The 19,794-nt window shown below is 61.2% G+C and carries 18 protein-coding genes; 2 read left to right on the top strand and 16 right to left on the bottom strand.

Annotated elements, in window-relative coordinates; all coding sequences use genetic code 11:
* Positions 1-4: 4 nt before the first annotated feature.
* The 12 genes from BLT65_RS32825 to BLT65_RS32770 form a co-directional block, all read right to left on the bottom strand.
* Complete coding sequence (locus BLT65_RS32825; RefSeq protein ID WP_091786015.1) at positions 5-1,342, bottom strand: MFS transporter; 1,338 nt, start codon at positions 1,340-1,342, stop codon at positions 5-7.
* A 42-nt stretch (positions 1,343-1,384) separates the two neighbouring features.
* Positions 1,385-2,557, bottom strand: a complete 1,173-nt coding sequence (locus BLT65_RS32820) for a dihydrodipicolinate synthase family protein (RefSeq protein WP_091786012.1) — start codon at positions 2,555-2,557, stop codon at positions 1,385-1,387.
* Positions 2,460-4,184: a GMC family oxidoreductase gene (locus BLT65_RS32815; protein ID WP_091786008.1), complete on the bottom strand. Its 1,725-nt coding sequence runs from the start codon at positions 4,182-4,184 to the stop codon at positions 2,460-2,462. Before BLT65_RS32815 ends, BLT65_RS32820 begins: the two co-directional genes overlap by 98 nt.
* Before the next feature lie 10 nt (positions 4,185-4,194).
* A complete protein-coding gene (locus tag BLT65_RS32810) occupies positions 4,195-4,974 on the bottom strand; it encodes a 3-ketoacyl-ACP reductase (protein ID WP_091786005.1) in 780 nt (259 codons plus the stop codon).
* A 30-nt stretch (positions 4,975-5,004) separates the two neighbouring features.
* Positions 5,005-6,111: an ABC transporter ATP-binding protein gene (locus BLT65_RS32805; RefSeq protein WP_091786002.1), complete on the bottom strand. Its 1,107-nt coding sequence runs from the start codon at positions 6,109-6,111 to the stop codon at positions 5,005-5,007.
* A gap of 3 nt (positions 6,112-6,114) precedes the next feature.
* Positions 6,115-6,978: a carbohydrate ABC transporter permease gene (locus tag BLT65_RS32800; RefSeq protein ID WP_007584781.1), complete on the bottom strand. Its 864-nt coding sequence runs from the start codon at positions 6,976-6,978 to the stop codon at positions 6,115-6,117.
* A 115-nt stretch (positions 6,979-7,093) separates the two neighbouring features.
* Positions 7,094-8,068 carry a carbohydrate ABC transporter permease gene (locus BLT65_RS32795; protein ID WP_091785999.1) on the bottom strand — a complete coding sequence of 325 codons (975 nt, stop codon included), beginning with the start codon at positions 8,066-8,068 and terminating at the stop codon, positions 7,094-7,096.
* A gap of 78 nt (positions 8,069-8,146) precedes the next feature.
* Positions 8,147-9,403, bottom strand: coding sequence for an ABC transporter substrate-binding protein (locus BLT65_RS32790; RefSeq protein ID WP_091785996.1), 1,257 nt, complete (start codon positions 9,401-9,403; stop codon positions 8,147-8,149).
* Between the two features lie 88 nt (positions 9,404-9,491).
* A complete protein-coding gene (locus BLT65_RS32785) occupies positions 9,492-11,033 on the bottom strand; it encodes an aldehyde dehydrogenase family protein (protein WP_091785994.1) in 1,542 nt (513 codons plus the stop codon).
* Position 11,034: 1 nt separating this feature from the next.
* Positions 11,035-11,817, bottom strand: coding sequence for an enoyl-CoA hydratase/isomerase family protein (locus BLT65_RS32780; RefSeq protein ID WP_091785991.1), 783 nt, complete (start codon positions 11,815-11,817; stop codon positions 11,035-11,037).
* Positions 11,810-13,402, bottom strand: coding sequence for an acyl CoA:acetate/3-ketoacid CoA transferase (locus BLT65_RS32775; RefSeq protein ID WP_091785988.1), 1,593 nt, complete (start codon positions 13,400-13,402; stop codon positions 11,810-11,812). The genes BLT65_RS32780 and BLT65_RS32775 overlap by 8 nt, the downstream gene beginning before the upstream one ends.
* 19 nt (positions 13,403-13,421) lie before the next feature.
* Positions 13,422-14,441 (bottom strand): Gfo/Idh/MocA family protein, encoded by a 1,020-nt coding sequence (locus BLT65_RS32770; RefSeq protein WP_091785985.1) that lies wholly within the window; start codon positions 14,439-14,441, stop codon positions 13,422-13,424.
* Positions 14,442-14,557: 116 nt separating this feature from the next.
* On the opposite strand from BLT65_RS32770, the gene BLT65_RS32765 reads away from it, so the two are divergent.
* Complete coding sequence (locus BLT65_RS32765) at positions 14,558-15,598, top strand: LacI family DNA-binding transcriptional regulator (RefSeq protein ID WP_091785982.1); 1,041 nt, start codon at positions 14,558-14,560, stop codon at positions 15,596-15,598.
* A 44-nt stretch (positions 15,599-15,642) separates the two neighbouring features.
* On the opposite strand, the gene BLT65_RS32760 is transcribed toward BLT65_RS32765, so the two are convergent.
* The 3 genes from BLT65_RS32760 to BLT65_RS32750 are packed head-to-tail and all read right to left on the bottom strand — an operon-like array spanning position 15,643 to position 17,752.
* Positions 15,643-16,089, bottom strand: a complete 447-nt coding sequence (locus tag BLT65_RS32760; protein WP_091785952.1) for a carboxymuconolactone decarboxylase family protein — start codon at positions 16,087-16,089, stop codon at positions 15,643-15,645.
* A gap of 1 nt (position 16,090) precedes the next feature.
* Complete coding sequence (locus BLT65_RS32755) at positions 16,091-16,516, bottom strand: cupin domain-containing protein (RefSeq protein ID WP_091785949.1); 426 nt, start codon at positions 16,514-16,516, stop codon at positions 16,091-16,093.
* A 45-nt stretch (positions 16,517-16,561) separates the two neighbouring features.
* A complete protein-coding gene (locus BLT65_RS32750) occupies positions 16,562-17,752 on the bottom strand; it encodes an MFS transporter (RefSeq protein WP_091785946.1) in 1,191 nt (396 codons plus the stop codon).
* A 190-nt stretch (positions 17,753-17,942) separates the two neighbouring features.
* On the opposite strand from BLT65_RS32750, the gene BLT65_RS32745 reads away from it, so the two are divergent.
* A complete protein-coding gene (locus tag BLT65_RS32745; protein WP_042306724.1) occupies positions 17,943-18,905 on the top strand; it encodes a GlxA family transcriptional regulator in 963 nt (320 codons plus the stop codon).
* Positions 18,906-19,013: 108 nt separating this feature from the next.
* On the opposite strand, the gene BLT65_RS32740 is transcribed toward BLT65_RS32745, so the two are convergent.
* On the bottom strand, positions 19,014-19,631 hold the full coding sequence (locus BLT65_RS32740) for a dihydrofolate reductase family protein (protein ID WP_091786114.1): 618 nt from the start codon (positions 19,629-19,631) through the stop codon (positions 19,014-19,016).
* Positions 19,632-19,794 lie beyond the last annotated feature (163 nt).

The raw sequence follows: 19,794 nt of genomic DNA, 5'->3' as shown, positions 1-19,794 counted from the left end.
CCCATCATTGTCGAAGACTGATCCCGCGAGTCTCCGGTGCGAAGAAAGTAGCGACAAAGCTGATCCCCGCCAACACCGCGATATAGGTAGCAATCGGCCAGTACGCGCCTTGTGCCCACGCGAGCAACGCGGCCGCTATAAACGGTGCGATCCCGCCGGATGCCACGGCGGCAAATTCCTTGCTGACTGCAATACCCGTGTATCGATAGCGGGCGCTGAACAGTTCAGGAAAATACGCCCCCTGAATCCCATACATCCCGAACACGCCGACACCGATGGCGACAGCCATGCTGATCACGATCAGCACGGGGTCTTTCGTGGTGAACAACCAGAACGCAGGAAATGCCCAAAGGCAGGTGAACAGCGCAACGAGCCGATACATCAGCCGCCGGCCGAAGCGATCGGACAGCCAGCCCATCATCGGAATGGTGAACACGGCGAGCGCGGCGGCGATCGTGAGACCGATCGTGCCGACCGACTTGTCGACCAGCAGCACCTTGGTCAAATAGCTGAGCGCGAACACCTGGTACAGGTACGAAGAGCCGTTTTCGCCGACGCGCAGGCAGAACGCGACCAGCAACGTGCCGCGTGCCTCCGACATCAGATCGCGCACCGGCTGTTTGCTCGCATGCCCCGACTTCCTGATCTCTTCGAACACAGGACTTTCCTTCACGCGCATCCGGATCACGATACCGGCAACGATGACGAACACGCTGAACAGAAACGGCACGCGCCAGCCATAGCTGAGAAATTCGTCCTTCGGCAGCCGCTGGACGAGCGTGAAGATGCCGTTCGCGAGCAGAATGCCGATGATGCAGCCAGCAAAAGGCAATGCTCCATAGAAGCCACGCCGGGCGGGTGGCGCGAACTCAGACACGATCAACGAAGCGCCCGCCTGTTCCGCGCCTGCGCCGAAACCCTGCAGCAGACGCAATGCGACGAGCAACGCGGCCGCCCATACGCCGACCTGATGCCACGTTGGCAACAGACCGATGCAGAAGGTCGAGCCGCCCATCAGCAGCACGGTCGCAACCAGCACGCTCTTGCGGCCATATTTGTCGCCTAGCCAGCCGAAGAACAGCCCGCCAAAGGGCCGCGCGAAGAACCCCGCGGCGTACGCGCCGAAGATCGCAAGCAGGCCCGCTGCCTTGTCGAGTCCTGGAAAGAACAGATCCGAAAAGATGAGCGCTGAAGCGGTGCCGTAGATGCTGAAGTCGTACCACTCCATTGCGCTACCGGCGACACTCGCCGCGATGACGCGTCGAAGGTCCTTGCTTGTCACATTCGCATCGGCATCACTCACCGACGACGCTGAAACCGCAGAGGTTGCCTGTGCTGTCATGCTTCGTCTCCAATCGGGCTCGCGCGATGCGCGAACCGGTTTTCAGTTATCGATACCCGCAGCGAGACTCAGAAACTCGCTCATGCGACGGCGAGCCAGTTCGGGTCGAATCAATACGCCCGCGACGTCCGCTTTCCTGAACACCTCCGCGTAGTGCGCAGCGGATCGCGCCGACTGCATGCCGCCTGCCATCGAGAAGTGCCGTTGATGCCCGTTGAGCCACGCGAGAAAAACGACGCCAGCCTTGTAATACTGTGTGGGCGCAGCGAAGAGTTCGCGCGATAGCGCAACCGTCGGATCGATGAGTTGGCGATACGCATCGGTATCCCCAGCGGCGAACTTCACCAGCGCGCGCGATGCGACAGGCGCGATCGGATCGAAGATGCCGAGTAGCGCGTGCGAATGGCCAGTGCTGTCGCCCGCGATGAGTTCGCCGTAGTTGTAGTCGTCGCCGGTGAACATCACGACGCCGTCGGGCAACTGCGATCTGAGCTGACGCTCATATTCGGCGTTGAGCAGCGAAATCTTGATGCCTTCGATCTTGTCCCGATGAAGCCGGATGATGTCGAGCACCGTCGCCATCGCTGTCGCGACGTCGCGGCTGCCCCAGTAGCCGGAGAGCGAAGCATCGAACGCGTCGCCCAGCCAGTGCAACACGACCTTGTTGCGTGACGCGGAGATCACGGCGTCGTAGACATGCTTGTAGTCGTCGGCGGACTGCGCTGCTGCGCACAGGGCGCGGCTCGCCATCATGATCGGCCGCCCACCCGCTGATTCGATGACTTCGAACTGGTCCTTGTAGGCTCCGACGATGTCGGCAAGCGCATGCCTGCGCGTGCCGTCGAGATGATCGGTGCCCGCGCCGCACGCCAGGTCCGCGCCGGGAATGCTGCGCGCGTGCGCGATGCTGCGTCGGATCAGTTCGGCGGCTGTTGGCCAGCCGATGCCCATGCCGCGCTGCGCGGTATCCATCGCTTCGGCCACCTTGAATCCCAGGCCATACAGGTAGGTGCGAAATGCAAGCGTAGCGTCCCAGTCGACGGATGGCGTGTCGCCCCATGGCTCGTATGCACGCGATGGATCGACGACGACGTGCGCCGCCGCATACGCGATGCGATTAAACGTCGGCGCGGTGGACGGCGGAACCTGGTCTTCCCGATGCTGCATCGTGTACGGGCTGATTGAACCTTCCGGCGTTGGCAGATTGATGTTCACGGAAACCTCTCGATGTCTGGGATTGAATGATCATGTCGGCGGCTTTTTCGGCGACCATGATCGTCGGTGCATTGGTGTTGCACGAAGGCAGATAGGGCATGACGGACGCGTCGACGACTCTCAGGCCATCCAGTCCGATAAGCCGCAAGTCGGGTGTGACGACGCTTTCAGGATCGTCGGGGCGGCCCATGCGGCAGGTGCCGACGGGATGGTGGTCGGTCTTCGCATTCGCGCACGCATAGTCGAACAGTTCTTGATCGGTATTCACGCGTGCTCCCGGCAGAACTTCGCTTTGCACATAGCGCTTCATCGCTGGGGCGCGCAGGATGTCGCGCGCGAGTCGCAGGCCCTTGATCGCCATGTCGCGATCGTATGGATCGGCCCAGTAGTTCGGATCGAGCAGCGGCGCGGCGGCGGGGTCCGCGCTGGCGAGACGCACCGTGCCGCGCGAGCGCGGGCGAAGGTACGCGGTGTTGAGCGTAACGCCCGCATTGTTCAGCTTGGCCATGCCCGCTTCGATACCGGACCCGAGGCCGAGATGAAACTGGATGTCGGGCGAGCGGTCCCGCGCGTCGCGATCCGCATACCAGAAGCCACCCGTTTCGAAGAGACTCGATGCAACCGGGCCTTTCTTCAGCAACAGGTACTGCAGCCCAGCCCATGCGGCGTTGTGCAGCTTGTTGTACTTGTCGTAGGTGTGATCGCCTGTGCATTCGGCGATGACGAAGAGGTCGAGATGATCCTGCAAGTTCGAGCCGACGCCGCGAAGATCGTGGACAGCTTTGATGCCAACGGACGCCAGATGATCGGCGGGACCGATGCCCGATTGCATCAACAGCTTCGGCGAACCGATCGCGCCCGACGACACGATCACTTCACGCGACGCGCGCACGATCTGCGGATCGCGGCTATCGCCTGTCACGTATTCGACGCCTGTCGCGCGGTTCCCCTCGACGATCACACGCAGCGTTCGCGCCTGCATCGAGACCGTCAGATTCGCACGTCCGAGCACCGGTCGGATAAAACCGGCTGCCGTCGATGAACGCCGTGCATCCAGTTGCGTTAGCTGGTAATAGCCCAGACCTTCCTGGTTCGCACCATTGAAGTCCGGATTGAACGGAATACCGAGCTCCTGTCCAGCCTGAAAAAACGCCTCGCAGATCGGCAACGGGCTGATCGGATTCGATACGCCGAGCGGGCCGCCATAACTGTGATACTCATTCGCGAAGCGCTGGTTGTTCTCGGACTTCTTGAAGTAGGGCAGCACATCGCGATAAGACCAACCGGTCGCGCCCGCTTTCTGTTCCCAATCGTCGTAATCGGCAGGAACGCCGCGCGTATAGATCTGCGCATTGATCGACGAACCGCCGCCGATCACCTTCGCTTGCGTGAAGCGCAGCACGCGATTGTTCAGGTGCTTCTGCGGCACGGTGAACCAGCCCCACGAACCGATGCCGCGCGTCATCTTCGCGAAGCCGGCAGGCATCGAGAAGAACGGATGGCGATCGGAACCGCCTGCTTCGAGCAGCAGGACCTTGATCGAGGGATCGGCGCTCAGGCGATTGGCCAATACACAACCGGCCGAGCCGCCGCCCACGATCACGTAGTCAAATGTCGTCGTTTTCATGTCAGTCGGCTCAGAATGCAGGGATGGACAGGCCGCCATCCACGTTGACCACGCTGCCCGTCGCGAAGGGCAACAAACCGCCCGCAAGCGTCGCGACCGCCTGGCCCACTTCGTCGCTTTCGCCCCAGCGGCCGGCGGGAACCAGGCCCTCGCGGAAACGCGCCTCGTATTTCTCCGCGACACCCGATGTCATCGGTGTGCGGATAATGCCGGGGCGCACTTCGAACACGCCGACATTTGCGCTCGCAAGCCGCAATGCAAACAGGCGCGTCATCATCGGCAGCGCGGATTTGGACAGGCAGTATTCGGCGCGCTCGGGCGATGCCATGTCCGCCGATACCGACGAAACCGTCACGATCGAACGGGCGGCCGTCGACGATGTCGCACACATGTGGCGAGCGACGGCCTGCGTCATAAAGAACGTGCCGCGCAGATTGACGCCGAGCACGGCGTCGAATGCTTGCGGCGATACCTCGAGCAGATCGCCGCGGCTAGGCGAACCGATGCCCGCGTTGTTGACGAGACATTCGATACTTCCTTTGAAGCGCACGGCTTCCTCGACGACGCTTTCATGCGAAGCGACGTCGCTGAGATCGCTCTGAATGAAGAGCGCCTCCTGACCTTCGTCGCGTACGAGGCCGCAGGTCGTCGCGGCGTCCTCGTCGGTCACAACATCCGTCAGCACGATGTCGAAGCCGCGCCGCGCGAGCGCGACGCAGATCGACCGGCCGATGCCGCGTCGCGCGCCCGTCACCAGCGCGGTTGAACACTTTCCAGCTATCTTGCTCATGGCTGCACCATCCGTCGTTGCGCTGGGCGCTCAGTGAATGCGGACTTCCGTGTCGGCGTCGAACAGCACGAGCTTCGACAGATCGACGCGCAGATCGCATCGTTCGCCGGACGCGTGCGGCATGTCGGCGCCGAGTCGCGCGGAGACTTCCATACCGCCGAGATCGAGTACTGCGAGCGTGTCAGGGCCTGTTGGTTCGAGCACGTTGATCGTGACGGGCACCGTGCGCAGCGCCGACGTGGCGCGCTCGTTTTCCACGCCGATCGCTTCAGGGCGCAGACCCGCGATCACCTTCTTGCCGATATAGCGCTCGACGGCAGCCGGTTGCGGCGGCAACTCAAGGTCGATAGCCTTCTGGCCTTCACCCACCAGAAGATGCAGCGCGCCATTCGCGCGCTCGATGCGCGCCGGAATCAGGTTCATCGACGGCGAGCCCATGAACGTCGCGACGAACGTGTTGGCGGGCGTGTTGTAGACCTCGGCGGGCGTGCCGAGTTGTTGCAGCACGCCGCCCTTCATTACGGCGATACGCGTGGCCAGCGTCATCGCTTCGATCTGGTCATGTGTGACGTAGACGATGGTCGCGCCCAAACGCTGATGCAGCTTCTTGATCTCGGTACGCATATCGACGCGCAGCTTTGCATCGAGATTCGACAGCGGCTCATCGAACAGGAATATCTTCGGATGACGCACCAGCGCGCGTCCCATCGCGACACGCTGACGCTGACCACCCGACAGCTGCCCCGGACGCCGGTCGAGCAGATGCTCGATCTGCAGCAGACGGGCAGCATCCTTCACGGCCTTCTCGCGTTCAGGCTTCGACACCTTGCGCATCTCCAGACCGAAGCTGATGTTCTGCCCGACGGACATGTTCGGATACAACGCATAGCTCTGAAACACCATCGCGATGTCGCGTTCGCTCGGATGCAGGTCGTTGACCTTGTCGTTGCCGATGCGGATCTCGCCGCCCGAGAGCGTGTCGAGTCCGGCGATCAGCGAAAGCAGCGTCGATTTTCCGCAGCCCGACGGTCCGACGAGAACGAGAAAATCGCCATCGTCGACATCGATGTTGATCTCCTTGAGGATTTCGGTGGAGCCGTAGGCTTTGCGAACGTTGGATACGTGCAGAGAAGACATGATTTACCCCTTGACCGAGCCGGCCATCAGACCGCGTACGAAGTAGCGACCACCGATTACATAGACGAGCAGTGTCGGCAGCGCGGCGATCATGGCCGTGGCCATGTTGACGTTGTATTCCTTGACGCCCGTCGATGTATTGACGATGTTGTTCAGCGCGACGGTAATGGGCGCGGAACTACCCGTCGTGAATGAAGCGCCGAAAAGGAAGTCGTTCCAGATATTCGTGAATTGCCAGATCACGGTGACCGTGATGATCGGCACGGAGTTGGGAAGCAGGATGCGAAAGAAGATGCGAAAGAAACGCGCACCGTCGATCATCGCCGCCTTCACGAGTTCATCAGGAAAAGCGATGTAGTAGTTGCGGAAGTACAGCGTCGTGAAGCACAGGCCATAAACGACATGCACGAACACGAGGCCGCTGATCGATTGCGCGAGACCGACCTTGCCGAGGAACGACGCCATCGGAATCAGCACGATCTGGAACGGGATGAAGCATCCGAACAGGATCAGGCCAAACAGCGTGTTGTCGCCTTTGAAGCGCCATTTGGTCAGCACATAGCCGTTCAATGCGCCGAGTAACGTGGAGATCGCCACGGCAGAGAAGACCATCCGGAAGGAATTCCAGAAGAAGCCTTTTACACCAGAGCATTCCAGTCCCACGCATGCCGAGCCCCAGGCTTTTTCCCACGCTTCGAGTGTCCACTGATGTGGCAGCGCGAGAATATTGCCGGAATAAACCTCGGGCAGCGGCTTGAACGACGTCAGCAGCATCACGAGCAGCGGTACGAGATAGACCACGGCTGCAATCGCCAGCATCGAATAAATGACGATCCGCGAGACGTAGTTGTGCTTGCCCACCACCATCTGTGGTGAGTCCCATGTCTTGGTAGCCATCGTTGTCTCCTGTTGGCCAGAGTTGGTTCGTTAGAGCCTTACTCTGGCCCCATGCAAATAGGTTGCTAAGGGGTATCGGTTGAGTTCAATGGCCGCTGCTCTTCCGGCGAGGTCGCATTTCGGAGTAGAGGTAGGGCACCATGATGGCCGCCACCGTACACAGCATCATCACGGCGCTGGCCGCGCCCATGCCGAGTTCGTTGCGGGTGAAGGTGAACGAGTACATGAAGGTCGACGGCAGTTCTGTCGAGTAGCCGGGACCGGCGCCCGTCAATGCAATGACGAGTTCATAGCTCTTGACGGCAAGGTGTACGAGAATCACGAATGCGGATACGAAGACGGGTCGCAGCTGCGGAATGATGACTCGCCGATAGATCGAAGGCATGCGCGCACCGTCGATCGACGCTGCCTTGATCTGTTCCTGGTCGATGCCGCGCAAGCCTGCCAGAAACATCGCCATCACGAAGCCCGACGCCTGCCAGACAGCGGCGATGACGACGGTATAGATCGCCATGTCGTCGTTGATGATCCAGTCGAACTGGAAGCTCGTCCAACCCCAGTCATGGAACAGCTTGGTGAGTCCCAGGCCCGGATTGAGAATCCATTTCCATGCGGTGCCCGTGACGATGAACGAGAGCGCCATCGGATAGAGAAAGAGCGCACGCAATCCGCCTTCAGCGCGAATCCGTTGATCGAGCAGAATGGCGAGGCCGAGACCGATCGCCATGCACAGCACGACATAGAGCGATGCGTAGATGCCGAGGTTGCCGATCGCTACATGCCAGCGCGGATGCTCCCAGACGCGGCCATACTGAAGCAGACCGGCCCAGTGGAAGTTGGCAAAGGCGCGTGAGCGGGTGAACGAGAGCACCGTCGTCCACGCGATAAAGCCATAGACGAAGATCAACGTAATGATCAATGTCGGGCTGAGCACGATTTTGGGCAGGACCGCTTCGAAGCGGTTTCGGAACGTCGATCGCTTTCGCGTCGGGCTTTGGCCCGAGCTGTTGTTCAGATCATCAAGCGTGGTCGCCGCGTGGGCGCGATTGTGCAATAGCATGGCAACACCTACCGTCGGAGATGACGGGCCTCGCGGACAGCGGCGTTGGGTGCCGCATCCGCACAAGGACCATTTGGCTTACTGCGAGTTCTTCACTGCCGCGACGAGCGCTTTCACGGCATCCGCAGACGACTGATTCGAATTGAAGAAGTGCGTGACGACGTCATACACGGCGTTCTTCGGACCATCGGGCATCGCGTGTCCGTGCGCGAAGCTTCCGACCATCGAGTCCGTCTTCAGCGCTGCGCGCATGTCGTTCATCGACTTCTTGCCGCATTCGTCGAAGCCGTCCTGTGGCACGTCGAGTCGCGCAGGTATCGAGCCTTTGATCTGGTTGAATTTCGCCTGGACGCCCTTGTCCATGATGGTCGACGCAAACGCGTACTCGCCCGGAAGACTCGCATCGCCCTTCTTGAAGCCCGCGAACTGGTCGGTGTTGAAGATGAACGCGCCATCCGTTCCAGGGTAGTTGAAGCAGAGATAGTCGACGTTCGGCTGCTTGCCTGCCGATGCAAACTCGCCCTTCGCCCAGTCGCCCATGATCTGCATGGCAGCCTTGCCGTTGATGACCATCGACGTGGCGAGGTTCCAGTCACGGCCCGGGAAGTTCGGATCGACCATGCCGCGAAGCGCGCGCATCTGGTCAAACGCTTTTTCCATCGTCTTCGAGCCGAGCGCGCTGGGGTCCAGCTTGACGAGTGCTTGCTGATAGAACTTCGGGCCGCCTGCCGACATCACTGCGCTATCGAAGATCGTCGCTTCCTGCCATGCCTGGCCGCCGTGCGCGAGCGGAATGTAGCCGGCCTTGCGGATCTTGTCGGCGTCCGCGACGAGTTCATCGAAGGTCTTCGGCGGCGTGAGCTTCAACTGATCGAATATCTTCTTGTTCGCCCAGATCCAGTTCGTGCGATGCACATCGACGGGTGCAGCAACCCAGTGACCATCGACTTTCGAAAACTTCTGGATTGGACCGGGAACGAGCTTGTCCCAGCCTTCCTTTGACGCGACAGGATCGAGGTTCTGCAGATAGTCCTCCTGCGCGTATTCGGGGATCGTGAAGCCGAGCATCTGGATCGCATCAGGCGGATTGCCCGACGCGACGCGCGCTTTCAGCACCGTGCGCGCGGCTTCGCCGCCGCCGCCCGCGATCGGGCTGTCTTTCCATGCATAGCCCTTGGTTTTGAGGCCGTCTTTCAGCACGGAAAGGGCCTTGGCTTCACCGCCGGAAGTCCACCAGTGCATGACTTCCACGGTTTTCGTGTCGGCCGCGTAAGCGGACAGCGCGTGGCAGGCAACGAGGCCGACTGCAATTGCAGCAATACGCTTCTTGAACATCTTTGTCTCCTTGATGACGCTCTCTTGGCGGGCTTTCTTGTGGACGCCACGGCGGGCATGCCGTGGCGCGATCTGGATGGCTTCGTGATCAGGCGGCGGGGCGCGGCAGCCACCAGTTCTTGCGCTCTCCGATGTGAAGCTGAATCGTCTTCGTCTCGGTGTAGTCTTCGACGGCCTGCTTGCCGAGTTCGCGTCCCACGCCGCTCGACTTGAAGCCGCCGAACGGCAGTTCTGGGTAACCGTCGAGGAAGGTGTTGACCCACACGGTGCCCGCATCGACGGCGCGCGCAACGCTCAGGCACGTGTTGATGTCGTTGCTCCAGACGGCGGCGGAGAGTCCGTAGGCGGTGTCGTTCGCGATATCGATCGCGTTCTGCGTGTCGGAGAAGGGGATGATCGTGAGCACGGGGCCGAAGATTTCTTCGCGGGCGATGCTCATGTCGGGTGTGACATCGCTGATGACGGTCGGCTCCAGATACAGGCCGTTCGCGTCATAGCGTTTGCCGCCCAGGCGCAGGCGCGCGCCTGCCGCAACACCCTTGTCGATGTTGCCGAGAATCTCGACCAACTGGTTCTCGCTGACGATCGCGCCGATCTTGCACTCGGGATGCAGCGGATCGCCAACAGGCACTTGCCGCGCGCGCTCGACGACCGCTTGCGCAAAGCGCTCCGCAATCGATTCATGCACGAGCACGCGGCTACCGCTGTTGCAGCATTCGCCTGCGTTGAAGTACACGCCGAACACGACGGCATCGACCATCGCGTCCCAGTCGCAATCGGGGAAGACGATCTGCGGATTCTTGCCGCCGAGTTCGAGCGCGACCTTCTTCAGCTTCTTCGATGCGAGTCCGCCGAGCAGACTGCCGACGCGCGTGGAACCGGTGAACGACAACATATCGATGGCGTCGTGCTCCGCGAGCGGCTGACCGACGGACGGGCCTTTGCCCGTCACCACGTTGACGACGCCCGCCGGCACGCCGGCCTGTTCGAGAATCTCCATCAGCATGACCGTCGTGCTCGACGTCAGCTCGCTCGGCTTGACGACGCAGGTGCAACCCGCCGCGAGAGCGAACGGCAGCTTTTGCGAAAGAATCCACAGCGGGAAATTCCACGGCGTGATGAGTCCGACGACGCCGATCGGCTGACGCAGCACGATGCCGAGCATGTCTTCACCGAGCGTGTCGTAGGCATCGCCGCTGGTCGTGCGGGCAAGGCTTGCTGCGTATTGCCAGAGATCGACGCAGCCGGACACTTCGCCGCGTGCCTGCGCAAGCGGTTTGCCCGTTTCGAGCGATTCGAGCAGCGACATCCTGTCGACGCGAGCCTTGATGCCGTCAGCGATCGCGAGAAGAATCCGTGCGCGTTCCGCGCCCTTGAGCTTCGGCCACGGGCCGTGACGGAAGGCGAGGTCGGCGGCGTTGATGGCTCGCTCGACGTCTGCCGGTGTCGCCTCCGGAAACGAACTGACAACGTGGCCATGCGCAGGGCTGCGGCGCTCGAAGCGCTGTTTGTCCGTGGCTTCGGTCCACGCGCCGTCGATGTACATACGGCCGTTGAAGGCTTCGTGGGCGGGGGTTTTATCGCTTGTCAGGAGCGCAGTTGCAGCGGGGATTGCGGTGTCGTACGTCATGTCATTGACCCTCGTATTGCGCCGGGCGCCGTTCGCGGAAACTGGCCATGCCTTCGCGGGCGTCGTGCGTCGATGCGGATAGCGCGCCAGCCATGGCTTCCAGGGTTGCGCCGGTCCCGAATCCCGAGGCGGCGTTGATCAGTTGCTTGGTCAGTTGCACGGAGACGGGTGCGAGCGTGGCGATCTTTTCAGCGATCGCGATAGCGGCCGCAACCGACTCTTTCGGCGCTGAGATTTCATCGATCAGGCCGATGCCGTACGCGCGTTGCGCGTCGATCCGCTTCGCAGTGAGCGCAAGCGATTTCACATGGCTCGGACCAATCAGCGAAACCAGCCGTTGCGTGCCGGACCAGCCGGGGCAGGTCGCGATGCTCGCTTCGGGCAGCGCGAACGTGGCAGCAGGGTCCGCGACGCGCACATCGGCGACTGCGGCCAGTTCGAGGCCGCCGCCGAATGCTGGGCCGTTGATCGCCGCGACGACGGGCAAACGCAGCGCGGCCCAGCGGTCAAAGATGCGATGACCGCGTGAGACCCATACGCGCCACATGTCGAGCGGCGCGAGTGCCGACCACTGGTTGATGTCGGCGCCGACACAGAAGGCGCGTTCACCCGCGCCGGTCAGCACGACGGCGCGCACGCTCGCATCCGATTCGAGTTGTACCGCTGCGGCTTCGAGTTGATCGAGCATCTCCGGCGTCAGCGCGTTGAGCTTGTCCGGCCGATTGAGCGTGACGATAGCAACGGCGTTCGTCTTCTCGATCTGGATCAGTTGCTGGTCAGCCATGACGCGCCTCCTTCAACTTCAGACCGAATGGCGCATCCGTAAAGATCGACGCATCCATCGTCTTCAGGGCAGGGGAGACGGCCAACTCGATATCGCACTGATCGAGCACATCCTTTTGCAGATCGATGCCGGGCGCGATCTCGATCACTTCGAGGCCTTTGTCGCCGAGTTGGATTACGCAGCGTTCGGTGACATACAACGCTTGCTGATTACGCTGTCGTCCCATGCGGCCGCTGAAGGTCACGTGGTCCACGTCAGCGATGAACTTCTTCTTGCCTTCCTTGACGATCTTCAGACGTCCATCGCCGACTTCGATCTTTGCGCCCGCCGTGAAATAGCCACTGAAGACCACGCGCTTCGCATGCGTCGTGATGTCGATGAAGCCGCCGCATCCGGCAGTGAGATACGGTTTGCTCGGCAGCTTCGACACGTTCACGTTGCCGAAGCGGTCTACTTGCAGGAACGACAGCAGCGATACATCGAAGCCGCCGCCCTGGAAGTACACGAATTGCGAAGGCGAAGGCATGATGGCGTCGGCATTGCCCGAGCATCCGAAGGCGAAACCGAGCAAGGGCACGCCGCCGACAGCGCCCTGTTCGATGACCCATGTGACGTCGTCGCGATAGCCTTCTTCGAACAGAACGCGCGGCACGTTGGCGGAGATGCCGAAGCCCAGATTCACCGCGTCGTTCTGCGCGAGTTCCAGTGCCGCCCGGCGTGCGATGACCTTGTCCGCGTGCCATTCGGCGAACGCGAATGCGCTTTCGGGCAGTTTGATTTCACCGCTGATTTCCGGGTCGTATTCGATCTGCGTCGTCTGTTTCTGCTCGGCGTCAACGACGACGTAATCGACGAGATTGCACGGAATGTGTACCTGCTGCGTATGCAGCGAACCGGCCTTCACGACACGCTTCACTTGCGCGATGACGATGCCGCCGTTATTGCGCACGGCCAACGCCTGATCGCGCCCGCCCAGTAGCGCGCCTTCATGTTCGAACGACAGATTGCCGCGTTCATCGGCTGTCGTTGCGCGCACGATTGCCACGCGCGGCACGAAGTTTTTGTAGTGCAGCCACTCGTCGCCCGCGAACGTGACCTTTTCGACGATAGGATGTTCGGCGGCTTGCGCGTTCATCGCGCCGCCCTGGCGGTCAGGATCGACATAGGTATCGAGGCCGACCTTGGTCAGCACGCCGGGACGTTTCGCCGCGACCTCGCGATGCATGTCGAACAGCACGCCGCTCGGCAGGTTGTATGCACGGATGGTGTTATCGGTGATCAGATGCCAGATGTCGGGCATCGGCAGGCTCGATGGACCGCTCGGAAACGATCCCGCGATGACCGTATGAATCAGCCCTTTCTTCGCGATGTGATCGATGCCCTTGATGCCGTACATATCGCCAGCGGCGATCGGATGCAGCATCGTCAGGTTGCGCGGATGATCTTCCGCCTCGAAGCGGGCGCCGATAGCGGCGAGCATTGCATCGGGACAACCCAGACCGCTCGACGAACTGACGGTGACGACATCGTCATCGTTGATCAGGCTCGCCGCGTGGGCCAATGAAACAACCTTGCTGGAACGCACAGTCAATCTCCTCGAACTTTTATTCAGCGAATCGGGATGGCACCGTCACGTGGCCGCCTGCTTCGGCGGACTTCACGAGCGACAGCGCGGCGACGAGCGAGCGATAACCATCGACACCCGTCGCGGCAGGCTGCTGCCCTTGCGTAATCGAGCGATGGAATTGCGCGACGGCCGTGCAATACAGGTCGCGATGTTCGACTTCGATGTCTCGCGTGCCTTCTGCCGAGCGCAGCGTGATCTCGCCGACCGGGCGCTGCGTCATCACGTCCTTCGCGAAGAGCGAACCCGCCGTCCCGTGAATCTCGAGCCCCGTGGGCGCGTACGGCACGGTGAACGCATCGTGGAGTTGCGCGAGCACGCCATTTTTGAAGCGCACGATCGCCATCACGCCGTCCGCGAGTCCCGCGGTCGACATCGTTCCCGACGACGTCATCGCGCTGACTTCGACGGGCTCGTCGTCGAGCAGGAAGCGCAGCGTGTCGATGTCATGAACGGAGATGTCGAGAATCACGCCGCCGCCCGCATCGGGCCGCTCGATACGCCAGCCGCGCAGATGCGGCGGCAGCGACACCGCATGGAAGACGCGTACGAAGAGGGGCGTACCGACCGCGCCGGCGCGAATGAGTTCGCGCATCTTCCGGTGCGTCGCCGCGCAACGCAGGTGATGGTTCGTGCCGAGCATCACGCCGTGTGAGGCGCACGCTTCGATCATTTGCGCCGCTTCGTCTTCTGCCAGCGCGAGGGGCTTTTCACACAGCACGTGCTTGCCGGCTTTTGCCGCCGCGAGCACTTGCGGCAGGTGTTTCTCGTTGGTGCTGCTGATGTAGACGGCCGTGATAGACGGGTCGGCGAGTACGGCGTCGAGGTCTGCCGAGTGTGAAGGGATGGCGTGCTTTTCAGCAAACTCGCCTGCGCGCTCCGCGCTGCCGCTCACCACGGTGGCGATAGCACCGTCCGGCTGCGAGCGGATTGCATTGACCATCCATTCGTCGGCGATGGTGCTGGCGCCGATCAGCGCCCAGCGGATTCTTTCTGTCATGTCTCTCTCCATTGGAACGTTCCAATTAGCGTTCGTTGGATCGTTCCAACAAACTGTAGTAGACTGATTTCACGATGTCAAACACTTTTTGGAACGTTCCAATTGTGCAAAGCAACATGAAATCTGGTCCGACCATTCAGGACATTGCCGCCGCCGCTGGCGTATCGAAATCGACGGTGTCGCTCGTTTTGCAGGAAAGTCCGCGTATCAAGGCCGAAACGGCCGACAAGGTGCGCGAGGCGGCTCGCGCGCTCGGCTACGTCTACAACCGGGGGGCGGCCATCCTGCGCGGAAGGCGCAGCACGACGATCGGCATGGTGATCAACGACCTGACCAATCCGTTTTTCGTCGAATTGCTGGTGGCGATCGAGCGGGTGCTGGCTCAAGCCGGATATACGACGCTGATGGCCCACACTGCCGAAAGTCTCGAAACGCAGACGAGGGTTCTGCGATCCATGCGCGAGCAGAATGTCGCTGGCCTGATCATGTCTCCCGCACTTGGGACGCCGGATGCGTTGCCCGCCGAAATTCAGTCGTGGGGAATTCCACTTGTGCTGGTCATGCGTCCGATGGGGCCCGACGTCGATACCATCGGCGTCGACAACAGCTACGGATTTGCGTTAGCTACCGAGCATCTGATCGGGCAGGGACATACGCGCATCGCTTTCGCTGGCAACCGGAAGGGCTATGCAGTCGCCAATCAACGCAGGCAGGGCTATTTGTCGGCGATGGCGGAGCACTCACTGCCTGTTGAAGACGACTGGATCATCGATGTCCCTTTGACGCCGGAGGGTGGGCGCAACGCGGTCCGCGCGATCTTCGACATGAAGCCGCGACCGACGGCCGTGGTTTGCTACAACGATCAGGTGGCAATCGGCGTGCTGCACGAACTCGACAGAATGGGCAAGCGCGCGGGCAAGGCTCTGGCAGTTGTGGGTTGTGACAATGTCGTTGCGGCTGAGCATACCAATCCGCCCTTGACGACGCTGTTCGCCGGCGCGGATAAGCTCGGCACCATTGCTAGCGAGACGCTGCTGGCTCGACTGAGCGAAACCTCTGAAGACGAAAAACCGCCAGTGCAATACTTTGCGGTGCCTGAACTCGTTGTCAGGGAGTCGAGTATCGGTGCGGGGTCATCTCGCGTCAGTGCGGCGTAACAGCGGTCCGCGAATCATCGCCGCACTTTCCTGTATTGCCGATATTACAGCGCGGCTTGCGGTGGATTCCGGAAGCTGATTGCCATCCGGTTATACGCGTTCATCAACCCTATCGCGATCGTCAGATCCACGATTTCGCGCTCATCGAATACCTCTCGCGCGGCCTGGTATGCATCATCGGGAACGCCTGTGTCCGCCACGCGCGTCACGGTTTCTGCCCACGCCAGGGCCGCACGCTCGCGCACATCGAATAGCGTGCCGGCTTCCGCCCATGCCTGCACCAGTGCGAGCTTCTCGACCTTCTGGCCTCTTTTGAGCAGATCGCGCGTGTGCATATCCAGGCAATACGCGCAGTTATTGATTTGAGAAACTCGCAGGTAGACGAGATCGACCAGTATTGGCGAGAGGGCGCTTTGCGTGACGTATCCATACACGCCTCCAAGGGCCTTGATGCCTGCGGGTGCGATCTGGGTGTAGTCGAGACGTTTCATCTCACTCTCCATGTTTAACAGGTGTGGTCAAGGTGTGATCGTCACTATCGACGATGAACACGGCGAGCAGCTTTGCCGGCTGTGTCTTGCTGCCATTGCGGCTGATGCGATGACGAGCGCCGGGCAGTTCATAGAAGCTCTCGCCTGCGCGATAAACGCGTGCAGGCGTATCGTTCACTTGCGACTCGATCGCGCCCGAGACGACGTAGCCGTAGATAAACGCCGATGGGGCGTGTACGTGCGGCGGAGAAGCGCCCCCCGGCGCATAGTCGACGACGACAGCGACGAGCGACTTGCCGGGGACGTTCGGTATGGCCCGGTTGAAATTCGGCGTGACCGTTTCCCCAATGCCTTGAGCGGAAGCCGGCAAGCAGGAAAAGATAGCAATAGCGGCGCAGGCTGTGCCAATGAAGGATCGCGTATTCATAAATCGTTCGGATCACTGATATGTAAGCTAGAAATGGATGAACGTTCAGACAGGCTCGGTCTCGCGATTGATCGTCGCGCGCTGCTGTGTGGACGACCTCTGCATGCAACGATGCGCGGCTTCCGCAAGCAGGAACGCGATCGCAATCAACGCAGCCGCCACGAGACTCAGGTACTTCCCGCCGATCGACTGCAGCACGGCACCGCCAAGCACGCCGGAGCACGCGAGCCCGATGTACGTCGCGGTATTGTTGAGGGCCAGCAGCAGCGGCGCCACGCCCGGCTTGAGATGCACCAGCCGATGTTGTTGCGGGACGATTAGCCCCCATCCGCATATGCCCCAGATGGCGAGCGACACTGCGGCGCTGAATGCATGTGCCGATGTCCACGGCAACGCGCAAAAATTGATGATGGCAACCCAAAGCATCGCGTTGATAATGTTGCGGCTCTCGAACCGGTCCACGAGGCGACCGGCCAGCAGGTTCCCGGCCGTCGCCGCCACGCCCCACAGCAGGAACATCCCGGCAAGAATCCGTTCGTCGCCGTGCGTGACACGCTGCAGCACCACGCCCGCATACGTGTAGACCATCAGGAACCCGCCGAAGGCGAACAACGAAGTGAGCAGGGTGAGCGTGATCCGCACATCGCGGACGGGTGCAAGCCGTTCTCGCAACCTGACGGGGGCAGGGCGGGGAACGGATGGCAGCATCGTCCAGACGCCGATCATCGCCACCATCCCGAGCAGCGTGACGAACCAGAGCGTCGTTCTCCAACTGCCGAATCCACCGATAAACGTGCCGATCGGCGAGCCGAGCGCTGTCGCCCCGGTCAAACCCGCCGTTACGGCAGCTAACGCACGGCCGCGTTTCTCGGGCGGTGCAAGCGCAGACGCAACGCCCAAGGCAGTCGGAGAGAACAGAGCGGCGCCGAATCCCGACAGCGCGCGGCTGAACAAAACCCAATGCAAGTCCACGGCCACCGCGCTGAGCATGTTGCCGGCGACGAAAATGCCGAGTGCGGAAACCAGCAAGAGCTTGCGCGGCCAGCCGCCCGCCAGAGCCGCCATGACGGGAGCAGCCACCGCGTAGGTCAATGCGTAAAAGGTGACCATCAGCCCCGCGAGGCTGACGGATGTGTGCAGCGACGCAGCGACGCCGGGAAGAATGCCGGCGACGACGAAGTTGTCGGTGCCCATGGCGAACATGCCCAGGGCCAGTATCAGTAGTCGACGATCCATACGAAGGTTCTTGCGATAAGCGGTTTGAGGTTCAGCCCGAAGTTGCGCGTCGCGATCTGAACGGCGCGCGATCGCGGCAGCGGCCCGGCCGTTTTTTGCGCCGCAACGGGTATGGGTAGAGAATAATCGCCGTTGACCGTGTCTCAAATGTCATATATACAAGCGATTCAGGACATGACGCGGGCAAGCTATGCACACGATCGGCTTCGTTGTATTCCCGAATTTCTATCTGATGGGCTTCGCGGCAGTGACCGCGTTCGAGCTGGCGAACGTCGTGCTCGGCGAGCCGTCATACGAAGTGACGCTCCTGTCTGAAGAGGGCGGACTCGTTGTGTCCTCGGCAGGTATTCGTGTCGAAACGCAGCCCTTCAGCGACGCTGCCTTCGACACCGTCATGTTTGGCTCTGGTGTCGAGATTGACATTGTCTCTGCCGAATTGACTGCGTTCGTCAGGCGCGCCTTGAAAACGTCGAGACGCATCGCGGCACCCTGCACAGGCGCGTTTATCCTGGCCGGGGCCGGGGTGCTCGATGGCCGTCGAGCGACGACACATTGGCGCTTCGCACACGATCTGCAGCGCCGCTTCCCATCCATTGCCGTCGAAGAAGATCAGATCTTCATCGTCGACGGACCGATCTGGACGTCGGCGGGCATGACAGCCACGATCGACATGGCACTGGCGATGATCGAGAAGGATCATGGCCAGGACGTGTCACGCGCCGTCGCCCGCAAGCTCGTGGTCTATCATCGCCGCGCGGGCGGGCAATCGCAGTTCTCCACGTTGCTCGACCTCGAGCCCAAATCCGACCGGATCCAGAAGGCGATCGACCATGCGAACGCCAATCTGCGCAATGTGTTGACCGTCGAGGAATTAGCCGATGTCGCGGGCCTGAGTCCGCGTCAGTTCAGCCGGGCATTCACTGCTGAAACGGGGCAATCCCCTGCCAAGGCCGTCGAACATTTGCGTGTGGAAGCCGCGAGGCTGTTGCTGGAAAAAGGGCGTCTATCTCTGGATGTGATTGCGGACGAAGTCGGCTTCTCGGATCGCGAGCGGATGAGGCGGGCGTTCCTGCGGACTCTCGGGCAACCGCCGCAGGCGGTCCGTCGCTTCAGCAGGGAAAGCCGTGGGCCGACTGGAAACGCACCACATTGAATCGCGCACCGGCCCGCGCGCGATACGCGCTAGTCCCAGCACCGCGAATAGCCGACCATGTCTTGATGGGTATCCAAACCGCTCTCGCTATATGCAGGGTTACTCGACTTAGTCGAATGTTCCTGTACGCACCTCGCCATTGCGCAAGTAGCGGGTAATCAACACACCGCCAGGCGTGCTGATCGAGTTCGCCAGAGTGAAGGCAGACGCTAGTGCGTTGTCGCCGAACAGGCGCTTGCCGCGCCCAAGCATGACGGGGTACATCACAAGCCGAAGCTCATCCACCAGGCCGACTGCAAGCAGTTGGCGCAGCATGTCGCCGCTGCCGAACGTCAACAGATTGGCGCCGTCCTGACGTTTAAGTGCGCGTATCGCGTCGGCAAGGTCGCCCTTCAGCGTATGACTGTTCTGCCAGTCGAGCGCGCCGGACTGATGCGTGGCGACATGTTTGGGTACGCTGTTGAACAGGTCGGCGATGGCGCGGCTGTGAGAATCGGCTGGTACATGTGGCCAGTACGACGCGAATATGTCGTAGGTGCGACGGCCCAGTAGCAACTCGAACGGCTGCGAGAGCAGATCCTGCAAGTTCTGGCCAATGGCTTCGTCGGCATAGGGAACTATCCAGCCGCCGAGGCGGAAATCGCCGCTGCGATCTTCGTCCGGCCCGCCAGGCGCTTGCACGACGCCATCCAGACTGATGAAAACGGAAACAACGAGCTTGCGCATGATGTTCTCCAGGTCGATCTGTATATACGACGAACGAATCGCATGTCGATCGACAACCACTCAAAACGATTTCCAAAGAAAGCTCTCTTGCATCAGCAATAAGAGGTAACGCCGCGTCGACATAATCAATCGCCAGACCATTCACACGCATCCGTGCAACACG

The sequence above is a fragment of the Paraburkholderia steynii genome (assembly GCF_900100565.1).
Taxonomy (GTDB): Bacteria; Pseudomonadota; Gammaproteobacteria; order Burkholderiales; family Burkholderiaceae; genus Paraburkholderia; species Paraburkholderia terrae.
Note: the sequence above shows the minus strand (reverse complement) of the source record. Positions and strands in the feature narration are given on the sequence as shown.